The sequence below is a fragment of the Paracoccus contaminans genome (genome assembly GCF_002105555.1).
GTDB classification, from domain to species: domain Bacteria; phylum Pseudomonadota; class Alphaproteobacteria; order Rhodobacterales; family Rhodobacteraceae; genus Paracoccus; species Paracoccus contaminans.
Map to the genome: position 1 here is coordinate 824247 of NZ_CP020612.1, position 12126 is coordinate 836372.

15 protein-coding genes are annotated in these 12126 nt (G+C 68.4%); 4 read left to right on the forward strand and 11 right to left on the reverse strand.

Features of this window, described 5'->3' with window-relative positions:
- Positions 1-41: 41 nt before the first annotated feature.
- The 7 genes from B0A89_RS03995 to B0A89_RS04025 form a co-directional block, all read right to left on the reverse strand.
- Positions 42-1058 carry a DNA-directed RNA polymerase subunit alpha gene (locus B0A89_RS03995; protein ID WP_085377026.1) on the reverse strand — a complete coding sequence of 339 codons (1017 nt, stop codon included), beginning with the start codon at positions 1056-1058 and terminating at the stop codon, positions 42-44.
- 113 nt (positions 1059-1171) lie between these two features.
- Positions 1172-1561: a 30S ribosomal protein S11 gene (gene rpsK / locus B0A89_RS04000; RefSeq protein WP_085377027.1), complete on the reverse strand. Its 390-nt coding sequence runs from the start codon at positions 1559-1561 to the stop codon at positions 1172-1174.
- A 12-nt stretch (positions 1562-1573) separates the two neighbouring features.
- Positions 1574-1942, reverse strand: coding sequence for a 30S ribosomal protein S13 (rpsM, locus tag B0A89_RS04005; RefSeq protein WP_085377028.1), 369 nt, complete (start codon positions 1940-1942; stop codon positions 1574-1576).
- A 182-nt stretch (positions 1943-2124) separates the two neighbouring features.
- Positions 2125-2805 (reverse strand): adenylate kinase, encoded by a 681-nt coding sequence (locus B0A89_RS04010; RefSeq protein WP_157115235.1) that lies wholly within the window; start codon positions 2803-2805, stop codon positions 2125-2127.
- Between the two features lie 37 nt (positions 2806-2842).
- Positions 2843-4213, reverse strand: a complete 1371-nt coding sequence (secY, locus tag B0A89_RS04015) for a preprotein translocase subunit SecY (protein WP_085377029.1) — start codon at positions 4211-4213, stop codon at positions 2843-2845.
- 122 nt (positions 4214-4335) lie between these two features.
- Positions 4336-4836 carry a 50S ribosomal protein L15 gene (gene rplO, locus B0A89_RS04020; RefSeq protein ID WP_085377030.1) on the reverse strand — a complete coding sequence of 167 codons (501 nt, stop codon included), beginning with the start codon at positions 4834-4836 and terminating at the stop codon, positions 4336-4338.
- Between the two features lie 183 nt (positions 4837-5019).
- Positions 5020-5664 carry a histidine phosphatase family protein gene (locus tag B0A89_RS04025; protein WP_085377031.1) on the reverse strand — a complete coding sequence of 215 codons (645 nt, stop codon included), beginning with the start codon at positions 5662-5664 and terminating at the stop codon, positions 5020-5022.
- A 248-nt stretch (positions 5665-5912) separates the two neighbouring features.
- Here B0A89_RS04025 and B0A89_RS04030 point away from each other — a divergent pair, with 248 nt between their 5' ends.
- Complete coding sequence (locus B0A89_RS04030) at positions 5913-6872, forward strand: acetyl-CoA carboxylase carboxyltransferase subunit alpha (RefSeq protein WP_085377032.1); 960 nt, start codon at positions 5913-5915, stop codon at positions 6870-6872.
- A 594-nt stretch (positions 6873-7466) separates the two neighbouring features.
- On the opposite strand, the gene fliP is transcribed toward B0A89_RS04030, so the two are convergent.
- From fliP to fliF, 4 genes are read right to left on the reverse strand one after another with little or no spacing between them, the layout of a single operon-like run.
- Complete coding sequence (gene fliP, locus B0A89_RS04035) at positions 7467-8243, reverse strand: flagellar type III secretion system pore protein FliP (RefSeq protein WP_085378741.1); 777 nt, start codon at positions 8241-8243, stop codon at positions 7467-7469.
- Complete coding sequence (locus B0A89_RS04040) at positions 8243-8494, reverse strand: FliM/FliN family flagellar motor C-terminal domain-containing protein (protein WP_085377033.1); 252 nt, start codon at positions 8492-8494, stop codon at positions 8243-8245. Before B0A89_RS04040 ends, fliP begins: the two co-directional genes overlap by 1 nt.
- Before the next feature lie 2 nt (positions 8495-8496).
- Entirely contained in the window at positions 8497-9054 is a 558-nt protein-coding gene (locus B0A89_RS04045) for a hypothetical protein (RefSeq protein WP_085377034.1), read from the reverse strand.
- Between the two features lie 2 nt (positions 9055-9056).
- The gene (fliF, locus tag B0A89_RS04050) at positions 9057-10652 is read right to left on the reverse strand and encodes a flagellar basal-body MS-ring/collar protein FliF (RefSeq protein WP_085377035.1); all 1596 of its coding nucleotides are present in this window, start codon (positions 10650-10652) and stop codon (positions 9057-9059) included.
- Between the two features lie 118 nt (positions 10653-10770).
- On the opposite strand from fliF, the gene B0A89_RS04055 reads away from it, so the two are divergent.
- Genes B0A89_RS04055 through B0A89_RS04065 form a run of 3 tightly spaced genes read left to right on the forward strand, consistent with a single transcriptional unit; the run spans position 10771 to position 12126 of the window.
- Entirely contained in the window at positions 10771-11253 is a 483-nt protein-coding gene (locus B0A89_RS04055; protein WP_085377036.1) for a flagellar basal body-associated FliL family protein, read from the forward strand.
- Positions 11250-11594, forward strand: a complete 345-nt coding sequence (locus tag B0A89_RS04060; RefSeq protein ID WP_085377037.1) for a hypothetical protein — start codon at positions 11250-11252, stop codon at positions 11592-11594. The genes B0A89_RS04055 and B0A89_RS04060 overlap by 4 nt, the downstream gene beginning before the upstream one ends.
- Complete coding sequence (locus B0A89_RS04065) at positions 11587-12126, forward strand: MotE family protein (protein WP_085377038.1); 540 nt, start codon at positions 11587-11589, stop codon at positions 12124-12126. Before B0A89_RS04060 ends, B0A89_RS04065 begins: the two co-directional genes overlap by 8 nt.

Consider the following 12126-nt stretch of genomic DNA (forward strand, 5'->3'; position numbering starts at 1 on the left):
CCCGGTCGTCGCGCAGGGGCGCTTGCGCCCCCGCGAAAGCCTCAGAACTGGTCGTCGAAACGCTTGGCCAGATCCTCGATGTTCTCGGGCGGCCAGTCCACGACATCCATGCCCAGATGCAGGCCCATGCCCGACAACACTTCCTTGATTTCGTTCAAGGACTTGCGGCCGAAATTCGGCGTCCGCAGCATCTCGGCCTCGGTCTTCTGGATGAGGTCGCCGATATAGACGATGTTGTCATTCTTGAGGCAGTTGGCCGAACGGACCGACAGCTCCAGCTCATCGACCTTCTTGAGCAGGCGGGGATCAAACTCCAGCCCGTCCTCGGCATCGGCGCTCTGCGAGGTTTCGGTTTCCTCGAAGTTGACGAACACCGCCAGCTGGTCCTGAAGGATGCGCGCCGCATAGGCGACGGCGTCCTCGGGCGACAGGCTGCCGTCGGTTTCGACCCGCATGGTCAGCTTGTCATAGTCCAGCACCTGCCCCTCGCGGGTGGGGGTGACTTCATAGCTGACACGCTTGACGGGCGAGAAGATGGCGTCGATCGGAATGAGGCCGATGGGCGCATCCTCGGGCCGGTTGCGATCGGCCGCGACATAGCCCTTGCCGCCGGCGACGGTCAGTTCCATGTTCAGATCCGCCCCCTCGTCGAGGTGACAGATCACGTGGTCGCGGTTCAGCACCGTGATGCCCGACGTCTCGGCAATCTGCCCGGCGGTAACGGCGCCCGGCCCCTTGGCCGACAACGTCAGCCGCTTGGGCCCGTCCACGTCCATCCGCAAGGTCACGCCCTTGAGGTTCAGGACGATGTCGGTGACATCCTCGCGCACCCCGGCGACCGAGGAGAACTCGTGCAGGACATTGTCGATCTGCACGCTGGTGATCGCCGCCCCCTGCAGCGAGGACATCAGCACGCGGCGCAGCGCGTTGCCCAGCGTCAGGCCGAAGCCCCGCTCGAGCGGTTCGGCCACAACCGTCGCCACGCGCGAGGCATCGGCGCCGGGGCGGACATCAAGCTGCGCGGGCTTTATCAGCTCGGCCCAGTTTTTGTGGATCATGCGATTGCCTCCATTCCAGTTCCCGGCCCATGTCCAGCGGCCGGAAACGCCCGAGGTAAAAAGCCAAGGCAGGCCCGCGCCGGATGGGCGCGGGCCTGCGGGATCGGGTCGGGTCAGACGCGCCGGCGCTTGGGCGGGCGGACGCCGTTATGCGCGATCGGGGTCACGTCGCGGATGCCGGTGATGTTGAAGCCGACCGCCGCCAGCGCGCGCAGCGCCGATTCGCGGCCCGAACCGGGGCCCTGCACCTCGACCTCGATGGTGCGCATCCCGTGTTCCTGGGCCTTGCGGCCCGCATCCTCGGCGGCCATCTGCGCCGCATAGGGCGTGGACTTGCGCGAGCCCTTGAAGCCCATCGTGCCGGCCGAAGACCAGGCGATGGCGTTGCCCTGCACGTCGGAAATCAGGATCTTGGTGTTGTTGAACGAGCTGTTCACATGCGCCACGCCGGTGGCGATGTTCTTGCGTTCCTTGCGCTTCATGCGCGTCTTGTCGCGTGCCATGCTGCGCTCTCCTTACTTCTTCTTGCCGGCAATGGGCTTCGCGGGGCCCTTGCGGGTGCGGGCATTGGTGTGGGTCCGCTGACCGCGCACCGGCAGGCCGCGGCGGTGACGCAGGCCGCGATAGGAACCCAGGTCCATCATCCGCTTGATGTTCATCTGGTTTTCACGGCGCAGATCGCCCTCGACGGTCAGGTTCGCGTCGATATATTCGCGGATCTGCAGCACTTCGGCGTCGGACAGGTCATTGACGCGGCGGGCGCGGTCGATGCCGACGGCCTCGCAGATCTGTTCGGCATGCATGGGGCCGATGCCGTGGATATATTGCAGCGCGATCGGAACGCGCTTGCCGGTCGGGATGTTGACGCCAGCGATACGGGCCAAGTCCGGTCTTCCTTTTCGTTGCGGGTCCGTAGCGCCAGACCCTTTTTTCACAACCAATGGCCCGCGGCAGGCGCCGTCGGGCCAGTGCCTCACCCCGGATGGGTGATTCTCGAATGAGATAGAGGTCTTTAGGGTATGTGCCGGGCGGCGTCAACCCTGCCGCCCTTCAACCCTTAAGTCTGTCAGCCTGCGCCCGGAGCCTCTGCACGGGCGGCCCCGTCCAGCACGGCGGCGATCTCGCCGCCGACCTCGTCCATCCCGGCCATGCCATCCACCGGATGCAGCTGCTTCTTGGCATAGTAATAGCCGATCAGCGGCGAGGTCTTCTTGTAATATTCCAGAAGCCGCGTCCTGAGCGAATCGGCATTGTCATCGGCGCGCCGCTTCAGATCAGACGATCCGCAGATGTCGCAGCGCCCTGCCTGGACAGTCGGCCGGGTGGTGTCGTGATAGACCTCGCCGCAGCTGCCGCAGGTATAGCGGCCGCTGATCCGATCGACCAGGGCGGCATCATCCACGCGAATCTCGATCACGGCATCGACATGCCGGCCCATGGCGGACAGCAGCGCATCCAGCGCGTCGGCCTGCGGCAGCGTCCGGGGAAAGCCGTCGAAGATGAAGCCGGGCGCGTTCACCGTCTCCAGCTTTTCGCGGATCAGGCCAATCACGATCTCGTCGGTGACCAGCTGGCCGCGGTCCATCACATCGGCCACGACCTTGCCCATTTCGGTGCCCGATATGCGGGCCTCGCGCAGCATGTCGCCGGTGGACAGCTGCACCAGCCCGCGCTCTTCGACCAGGCTGCGGGCCTGCGTGCCCTTGCCCGCCCCCGGAGGCCCAAGCAGGATGATGTTGATCGTCATGGCCTCGTCCCCCGTTTGCGGTTCACGGCGCGCCCTGTCAGCGGCGGGCCGGCAGGCGCCGCGGCTTGACCGCGCCCGGCTTGCGCTTGCCGCGCAGCTGCGACCGCTCGATCAGAGCCTCGTATTGATGGGCAAGCAAGTGGCTCTGGATCTGGTTTATGGTATCCATCGTCACCGACACGATGATCAGAACCGACGTGCCGCCGAAATAGAACGGCACCGACAGCTGGTGGCGGATCACCTCGGGCAGCATGCAGACCGCCGCCAGGTAGAGCGAGCCGATCACCAGCACCCGGTTCACCACATAGTCCAGATATTCCTCGGTCCGCTTGCCCGGACGGATACCGGGGATGAACCCGCCCTGATTCTTGAGGTTCTCGGCCACGTCATCGGACTTGAAGGCGACGTTCTGGGTATAGAAATAGCTGAAGAACACGATCATCGCCGCGAAGAACAGCAGATACAGCGGCTGGCCGGGGCCGAAATAGGCCAGGATCGTGGACATGACCGGGCCTGTCTGGTTGCCCGAGAAGGTCGAGATCGTCACCGGCAGCAGCAGCAGCGAGCTGGCGAAGATCGCCGGGATCACGCCCGCCGGGTTGACCTTGATCGGCAGGTGGCTGGACTGCCCGTCATAGACCTTCATCCCGACCTGGCGGCGGGGATACTGGATGCGGATCTTGCGCAGCGCCCGTTCCATGAACACGACAAAGGCCATGACCGCCACGACCAGCACGGCCACCCCCAGGATGACCGGGGTCGAGATGGCGCCGGTGCGCCCCTGCGCCAGGAACTGGGCCAGATGGGCCGGAATCTCGGCCAGGATGCCGACATAGATGATCAGCGAAATGCCGTTGCCGATGCCGCGGGCGGTGATCTGCTCGCCCAGCCACATCAGGAACATCGTCCCGCCGACCAGCGTGATCACGACCGAGGCGCGGAAGAACCAGCCTGCCTCATGCGCCATGCCGCCCGCCTCCAGGCTGACGGCAAGGCCGTAGGCTTGGAACAGCGCCAGCAGAACGGTGCCGTAGCGGGTGTACTGGTTGATCTTCTTGCGGCCCTGCTCGCCCTCTTTCTTGAGCTGTTCGAGCGCGGGGACCATCGAGGCCAGCAGCTGCACGATGATCGAGGCCGAGATGTAGGGCATGATGCCCAGCGCGAAAACGCCCATCCGGCCCAGCGCGCCGCCAGTGAACATCGACAGGATGCCGCCGATGCCGGCCTGCGCCTGATCCATGAAATGGCGCAGCGCCGTGCCGTCGATGCCGGGCACGGGGATATAGGTTCCCAGCCGATAGATGATCAGCAGCCCGAGGGTGAACCAGATCCGCTGGCGAAGTTCGGTGGCCTTGCCCAGCTGTCCCCAGCTGAGATTCGCGGCCATCTGTTCTGCGGCTGACGCCATGACTGCCCTCGATCATCCCGGCACGCCGCCGGATTTGGCAGCGCCGCCGGACCGTTCTCCGGTCGGCGGCGCTGGGAAAACTCGACTGCTATCTATGAGGCGGCGCCCGCCCCTTCAACAGCTTATTCGGCGTCCGCGGCATCCGCAGCGACGGCTTCGCGCACCGGACGGGTCAGCGTCAGCGTGCCGCCGGCCTGCTCGACGGCCTGCGCCGCCGCCTTGGACGCGCCGGCCAGGGTCAGGTTCAGCGCCGCGGTCAGCTGGCCCTTGGCCAGCAGGCGGATGCCGTCCAGCTTGCGCTTGGTCGCGCCGGCCGCGATCAGCGCATCCTCGGTCACGTCTGCGCCCGCGGCCAGCTTGCCCGCATCGACCAGCGATTGCAGTTGGCCCAGGTTGACCACCGCAAAGGACAGCCGGTTCGGCTTGGTAAAGCCGCGCTTGGGCAGGCGGCGATACAGCGGCATCTGGCCGCCTTCATAGCCGTTCAGCGCAACGCCCGAGCGCGAGGTCTGGCCCTTGATGCCGCGCCCGGCGGTCTTCCCCTTGCCCGAGCCGGGGCCGCGCGCCACGCGCTTTTTCTTGCGGTTGGCGCCTTCGTTGTCGCGCAGTTCGTTCAGTTTCATGTCGCTTCTCCTGTCGCCGGAACCACCCCCGGAAGCGATGACGGGGCGGACACGGCCTGATGATAAGGGAATCGCCGCCGGCGAGGGCCGCAGCGATCGGCGGGCTATAGGCCGGCCCGCCCGCTTTCGCAAGCGTTCCGTCGGCGCGCCGGCGCGGCCGCGCCCCTGTGACGGGCGGGCCGCTCAGCCCCTGCCCGGCTGGCTCCCCTCCGGCTGGCCCCCGCCCTGCGCGCGCAGGTTGACGCAGCCGATCGCCCAGCCCAGGGGCGATGGCTCCAGTTCGGTCAGGGACAGCGGGGCCACCCGGAAGGCCAGCGCGGCCCCGACGCTGCCCAGCGCCCGCGACAGCCCTGCCCGCACCGTGCCGGCATGCGCGACCACCGCGACCCGTCCCCCCCGGGATGCCAGACGCTCCAGCGCGGGGACGATCCGGGCGCAGACCTGGGCAAAGCTTTCGCCGCCGGGCGGCGCGGTGCGGGCCAGATCGTCCGGCGCCATCGGGCCAAGATCGGGCAGATGCGCATAGGACACCCCTTCCCATGCGCCGAAATCCTGTTCCCACAATGCCTCGTCCTGAACCGCATCGCGGACGGGCCAAAGGGCCGCGGCGGTCTGCCGGCAGCGGATCGCCGGGCTGACCGCGATGTGATCCACCGGCCCGATCAGCGCGGCAAGCGCCTGAATGGCGGCGGGATCAATGCTGACCGTCAGGTCGCGCCGCCCGGTCAGGCGCCCCTGGTCGTCCAGCGGCGCATGGCGGATCAGCAGCAGCGTGCCTCCCTGTGCGGGGGCGGGGACAGAAGGGGGCGGGGCGGCATCAGGGCGCATGCCGTCGGTTTGCCCGCCCCGCCCCGCGGCTGCAAGCCGGGCGAGCGCCCGCCTTGGCAAGCCCAAGGCAGCACCGCTTGGGCCGCGATCAGCGCAGCGCGCCGTTTCCCCTTGCGGCCCCGGCAATGAGGCGCAGCCTGCGGCCGGATGCAGGGCACCTCGCGACGCCGCGCGGGGGGCCTGATCGCTGCGTTGCAATCGGCAGATCGGCGGATCATATAGCCCCGGAACAGCGGAAAGGCCCCAGCATGACCTATCTCGAGTTCGAAAAGCCCCTCGCCGATCTCGAAGGCAAGGCCGAGGAACTGCGCGCGCTTGCCCGCAAGGGCGAGGGCGTGGACCTGGAAAAAGAGGCCGCCGCGCTGGACCGCAAGGCCGAGGATCTGCTGCGCGAGCTGTATCGGGGGCTTGATCCCTGGCGCAAGACGCTGGTGGCGCGCCATCCCGACCGGCCTCATTGCACCGATTATATCGCCGCGCTGTTCAGCGAGTGGACGCCGCTGGCGGGCGACCGGACCTTTGGCGACGACAATGCGGTGATGGGCGGGCTGGCCCGGTTCCGCGACCGGCCGGTGGTGGTGATCGGCCATGAAAAGGGCAACGACACCAAGTCGCGCATCTTCCGCAACTTCGGCATGGCCCGGCCCGAGGGCTATCGCAAGGCGATCCGGCTGATGGACATGGCGGACCGCTTCGGCCTGCCGGTCATCACGCTGGTCGACACCCCCGGCGCCTATCCGGGCAAAGGCGCCGAGGAGCGCGGCCAGTCCGAGGCGATCGCCCGCTCGACCGAGAAATGCCTGCAGATCGGCGTGCCGCTGATCGGGGTCATCATCGGCGAGGGCGGCTCGGGCGGGGCCGTCGCCTTTGCCACCGCCGACCGGGTGGCGATGCTGGAACATTCCATCTATTCGGTGATCTCGCCCGAAGGCTGCGCATCGATCCTGTGGAAGGATGCCGACAAGATGCGCGAGGCGGCCGAGGCGCTGCGCCTGACCGCGCAGGATCTCAAGAAGCTGGGTGTCATCGACGCGATCATCCCCGAGCCGGTGGGCGGCGCCCAGCGCGAGCCTGCGGCCGCGATCGGCCATGTGGGGGACGAGATCGCCGCCTTCCTGGACGAGCTGTCGGCCCGCAAACCGGCAGATCTGATCCGCGCGCGCCGGGAAAAATACATCCAGATGGGCGCCCGCGGCCTGGCCGCATAGCACCGGCCGCACGATGCCGGCTTCATGGCGCCGGCTGCATGGTGGCGGCTATGCGGTGCCGGCTATGCGGGGCCAAGTGCACGGTGACGACTGCAGAGTAACGGCTGCGCGGTGTCGGCTGGATGACGCGGGATGAAAGGCAGGGCCTGGGGTTGGGCCTGCCTTGCCGCACCCCGGCTTGGCTTGGCTTGGCCCGCTTGGCTTGGCCCGCTTGGCTTGGCTTGGCCCGCTTGGCTTGGCTTGGCTTGGATTGGATTGGATTGGATTGGATTGGATTGGATTGGATTGGATTGGATTGGCTGGGCTTGGATTGGCTGGGCTCGCTCGGCTTGGCCTGCTGGGCCGCCCCGGCCTGCCTTGGCCCGGCCCGGCCTTTCCCTGACTGACCTGCCCAGCTTGCCCGCCCACACCCCTGCGCGCGCCTCGGCCCATCCTGGGCTGCGCGGGCGACCCGCGCTCTCGCTCCCCCCGCGCAGGTGTGCCTGCGCTCGCTTGCAGAACGCTTCCGCTTGGCCTCGTCGGCGCCCCCCGGCATGCCTGTGCTTGCGTCCCGGATCTGCATCTGCGCGCCGCCCCGGCTGCGGCGGCCTTCCCTCACCCGCTCTGGTATCCCCGCACCAGTGCCGCGGCGATCAGCCCCCAGCCGTCCACGGCCACGAAGAAGGCCAGCTTGAAAGGCAGCGCCACCACCGTCGGGGGGACCATCATCATCCCCATCGACATCAGGATCGCCGAAACGACCAGGTCGATGATGAGAAAAGGCAGGGCGACCAGGAACCCGATCGAGAAGGCGCGCTGGATCTCGGACAGCATGAACGAGGGCAGGATCAGTGACAGGGGCGCCTGTTCGGGATCGGCCGCCGCCGGGAGGGGCTGGCCGGCGCGGCGCGGCGCGACCTCGGCCAGGGCGGCCATCGTGTCGGGGTCGATGCGGTCCGCCATGAACCGGCGGAACGGCTCGATCCCCCGATCGAAGGCGGTGTCGAGCGTGATCTCGCCCCGTTGCAGCGGAGCGCCCGCGACCTGCCAGGCATCGCGCAGCACCGGATCCATGACATACCAGCTGAGGAACATGGCAAGGCTGACGATCAGCATGTTCGGGGGTGACTGCTGAAGCCCGATCGACTGGCGCAGGATCGACAGGACGGTGACGACGAAGGGAAAGCAGGTCACCATGATGGCAAGCCCCGGCGCCAGCGACAGCAGCGTCAGCCCCGCCATCAGCATCACCGCGTTGCGGCCCAGGCCCCCGCCGGCCGCGGCGCTGGCCAGGTCGGCCACAGGCGACAGCGGCGCGATGTCCTGCGCAGCGGCGGGGATCGCCGCCGCAACCAGCGTCAGAATGGCCAGGCCAGGCCAGGCGCGGCGCATCATGCCGCGGCGGGTCCGATGATGCGGACCGACAGGCGCCCCTCGGCCCCCTCGTCCACCAGCTCGCCCCGCGCGACGACACGATCGCCGATGCAGATGTCCACCCCATCCAGCGCATCCTGATCAAGGGGCAGCACATCCCCCGCCTGCAGGCGCGCCAGCTCGGCGACCGATAGGCGCGTGCGGCCCAGGCGGATGGTGATCTCGACCTGTATCTGCTGGGTGGGTATAAGGCTCGTTTCCGGGTCCATTCCTACTGCTCTTCCATGATTTCCTGGACAAGGGCGCGTAACTGGGCGACGACGCGGGCCTCGTCCCACGCCATGGTTCCGCCCAGAAGCTCGGCTGTGACCGTCCCGTCCGGGCCGTCAGCCGCAATCTCGATCGCCCCGATCCCTGCCTCGCCGGCGCAGCTCCGCATGAAGGCGGCCAGATCAGTGCCGCAGCGGATCTTGATGCCCAGGGGCATGACGGCTCCGGCCAGATGCGCCAAGGTGCCGCGCACATCCGCCTGCAGCCGCGCCCGCGCCGCGGCCGGCAGCAGGCCCTCCAGCAGGGCGCTGACCAGCGGCTCCAGCGCCCGCGCATGGGCGCGCCCCCCTTCAGCCAGCGCGGCGTGCAGATCGGCCAGTTCGGCAGATATCGCTGACAGGGCCGCCTGCATCTGGCCGGCCTGCTCGGCCATGACCTGTTCGCGCCCGGCGATCATGCCGTGAAGATAGGCATCCTGAAGCTCCTCTGCCGAATGCAGCGCCGGCAGCGGCGCAGGAGGGGGCGGATCGAACCGCTCGAGCTGCAAGGCCGCGCCCATGCTCACACATCCTCCCTTGCGTCGATCCAGCCCGACAGCAGCCGCATGCTTTCCCCCTGCCGCTCGCGCATCAGCGCGCGCAGGCGGGCGACCGGATCAGCCTGGACAGGGGGGGCAAGGTCGATCTCCGGCCCGCTCATCGCCAGCCCGGGCAGTGCCAGCCCGCTGGCCGCCGGGGATTGCCCCGCGACGGCAGGCACTCCCATCGGCGGCAAGAGCTCTGCCGCTGCGACGGCGCCCGCGTCCGGCGCGGGCGGCAGCGCCGCTACGGCGCGGGCCCTCAGCACCGGGCGCAGCACCGTGAAGACGATCGCCAGCGCGAAGATCCCGATCAGCGCCAGCCGCGCCAGGTCATCCAGCGCCAGCCGCGACAGCAGCCCGCCCGCCTCCGCCGCCGTTCCCTGATCGGCGATGGTCTCGAAGGGCAGGGACTTGACGGTGATCACGTCGCCGCGCTCCTCGTCGAAACCGACCGCCGAGGCGACCAGCTCGCGCAGGGATTCAAGCTCTGCCTCGCTGCGCGGCACGATGGTCCGGGTGCCGTCGGGGGCGGTCTGGGCCGTGCCGTTGACCAGCACGGCGACGGTCAGGCGGCGGGTTGCGCCGGGCCGGCGGACAACGTCGCGCGTGACCTTGCTGACCTCATAGTTCTGGCGCTGGCGCGTTTCGGAACTGGAGGACTTGCTCTGATCGCCCTGACTGGTCCCGGTGCCTTCCGGCAGGTTGGACGAGGCGGTGACTGCCCCCTTGTCGCTGTTGGTGGACTGATCGGTGGCTTCCTCGTTCTCCTGCGAGACGAGCGCACGGTTGTTGGGATCGACCTTCTGTTCCGAGAGCTGCTCGGTTTCGGTGACCAGATCCAGGTTCAGTTCGACAATGGCGTTTCCGGCGCCGACATGCGGCTCGAGGATGCGCTCGACGTTCCGCTTCATTTCGGCGGCCCGGTCGGCAGCGACCGTCTCCTCCCCGGTCGAGATGATGCCCCGCGCGCTGTCGATGACCTTGATCTTTTCGGGATCGAGGCCCGGCACGCCCGATGCGACAAGATACTGAAGCGAGCGCGCCTGCTTGGCATCCAGGGTGCCGCTGCCCATCGTCAGCGTGACCGAGGCCGATCCACCCGCATCGCGGCGATAGCCATGGGTTGCGGGCGCGGCGATATGCACGCGCGCCGCCTTGACGCCGGGCACGGCCAGGATGGTGCGGGCCAGCTCGCCCTCCTTGGCGCGCCAATAGGCCGCATCGAACATCTGCGATGTGGTTCCAAATCCGGACATGCCGTCCAGGATCTCGTATCCCGCCGCGCCGGCCGAAGGCAGGCCCATGCCGGCCAGCGTCATCCGCAGGCGGTCGCGCTCGGCCGCATCGACCCAGATGGCATCGCCCCGGATCTCGGAACGGACGGCGCTCTTGTCGAGCTGGGCCATCACCTCGCCCGCCTGCGCGGGGTCGAGCCCGGAATACAGCAGCGCCATGGGCGTCCGATTCGCGAGCCAGGCAAAGCCCGCAACTGCCAGGAAGGTCGCGGCGAATGCGGCGATGATCAGCCGCTTCTGGCTGCCCGACCGTTCCGACCAGTATTCTGCCAGCTTCTGCAATCCGCTCTCCGGTTTCTCGAATCGTTCTGGGTCCGATGGAGAGGGTGATGGCACGGGCGCGATTAAGAATCGGTTAGCCCGTGCCTGCTACATCCGCCTCGTCAGGACGGAGAATCAGATGACCGAGATCGCAGACCCGCCCGTCGCGGCCGCGCCCAGATCGCGCCTTGGCCGGCTCGTTCCGATGCTGCTGACCGTGATCGCGCTCGCAGCCGGTTTCGCCAGCAGCTTCATGGGCCTCTGGTCCCCGCTCTCGCTGTTTTCGGGGGGCGGACATGCGGCCGAGGAGCAGCCCGCCACCGCCGGCGTGGCCTTTGTGGACGTGCCGCGAATCATCCTGACCATTCCGGGCGAGCGTGCGCAGACGCTCGCCATGACCGTCATGATCGAGGTTGCGCCCGCGGACAGGGCGCAGGCGCTCGCCCTCATGCCCCGCATCCTCGACAGCTATAACGGCTTTCTGTCCGAGATCGACGCCGCTGCCTTCGGTCGGCGCGGCATTCTTGAAATCGTGCGCGCCGAGCTGGCCACCCGCACCCGTTTCGTCCTGGGCGACAAGGCGGTCCGGGATCTGCTGATCACGGAGTTCCGCATCCAATGACCATCGCTCTCATCCTTCAGGCGGCGCTGGTCGCCGCAGGGCTGGCGCTCGCAGGCTTCTGCTTCATGCTCTCGCACCGGCTGAAGAAGCTGAACGATCTGGAAACCGGCCTTGGCGGCGCCATCGCCGTCATGGCGGCCGAGATCGCCCGCCTCGAGGCCGCGCTTGCGGCAGCCAAGGCAGGCGCGACCACCGCGACGAACGGGCTGGCGCAGGAAATCGAAAAGGCCCGGTCCGAACGCGCTTACTGGGCGTTGCAGCGTCAGTTCCTGCCCGCCCAGGCCGAACCGCGCCGCACCCTGCGCCGCCGCCGCGCGATCAGCGAGGTGCGCGATGCATAAGGCGCTGATCTGGGGCGGCACTTTGGCGCTGCTCGGCCTGGGGGTCGTGGCCAGCCGCGGGGACGGGATCGCCGCGCAACTGCGCGCCGAGGCCGCGCCGCCTTTGCTGCTGCAAGGCTGCACCGATGTCCCCGAGGCCGTGGCCCTTGCCGACACGCTGCGCCAGCGCGGCATTGCGGTGGACCGGGCGCTGGCCGATCTGGACCGCAAGAAGCAGGAACTGGCGGCCGCCGAGCAGCGGATCAGGACACGCCTTGACGCGCTCAAGGCGGCCAAGGCGGCGCTTGGCGATGCAAGGGGCGCGCGGGCGGCGGGCACCGCTCAGGGCATCGACCATCTGATCGCCGTCTATGACGCGATGAAGCCGGCGGATGCGGCCACGATCCTGGCCGCCCTGCCCCCCGATTTCGCGGCCGAGATCCTGGCGCGGGTGCAGCCTGAGACAGGCGCGCGCATCATTGCAGGCATCGAGCCGGGCCAGGCGGCGGTGTTGACCGCGCGCATGGGCTCGCGCCGGCTGGGCGGAGACTGA

What these genes read in the sequence shown, in the direction of transcription:
- B0A89_RS03995 (WP_085377026.1), bottom strand. Translation starts at nt 1,058, where the DNA reads ATGATCCACAAAAACTGGGCCGAGCTGATAAAGCCCGCGCAGCTTGAT.
- rpsK (WP_085377027.1), bottom strand. Translation starts at nt 1,561, where the DNA reads ATGGCACGCGACAAGACGCGCATGAAGCGCAAGGAACGCAAGAACATC.
- B0A89_RS04010 (WP_157115235.1), bottom strand. Translation starts at nt 2,805, where the DNA reads ATGACGATCAACATCATCCTGCTTGGGCCTCCGGGGGCGGGCAAGGGC.
- secY (WP_085377029.1), bottom strand. Translation starts at nt 4,213, where the DNA reads ATGGCGTCAGCCGCAGAACAGATGGCCGCGAATCTCAGCTGGGGACAG.
- rplO (WP_085377030.1), bottom strand. Translation starts at nt 4,836, where the DNA reads ATGAAACTGAACGAACTGCGCGACAACGAAGGCGCCAACCGCAAGAAA.
- B0A89_RS04025 (WP_085377031.1), bottom strand. Translation starts at nt 5,664, where the DNA reads ATGCGCCCTGATGCCGCCCCGCCCCCTTCTGTCCCCGCCCCCGCACAG.
- B0A89_RS04030 (WP_085377032.1), top strand. Translation starts at nt 5,913, where the DNA reads ATGACCTATCTCGAGTTCGAAAAGCCCCTCGCCGATCTCGAAGGCAAG.
- fliP (WP_085378741.1), bottom strand. Translation starts at nt 8,243, where the DNA reads ATGCGCCGCGCCTGGCCTGGCCTGGCCATTCTGACGCTGGTTGCGGCG.
- B0A89_RS04040 (WP_085377033.1), bottom strand. Translation starts at nt 8,494, where the DNA reads ATGGACCCGGAAACGAGCCTTATACCCACCCAGCAGATACAGGTCGAG.
- B0A89_RS04045 (WP_085377034.1), bottom strand. Translation starts at nt 9,054, where the DNA reads ATGGGCGCGGCCTTGCAGCTCGAGCGGTTCGATCCGCCCCCTCCTGCG.
- B0A89_RS04055 (WP_085377036.1), top strand. Translation starts at nt 10,771, where the DNA reads ATGACCGAGATCGCAGACCCGCCCGTCGCGGCCGCGCCCAGATCGCGC.
- B0A89_RS04060 (WP_085377037.1), top strand. Translation starts at nt 11,250, where the DNA reads ATGACCATCGCTCTCATCCTTCAGGCGGCGCTGGTCGCCGCAGGGCTG.
- B0A89_RS04065 (WP_085377038.1), top strand. Translation starts at nt 11,587, where the DNA reads ATGCATAAGGCGCTGATCTGGGGCGGCACTTTGGCGCTGCTCGGCCTG.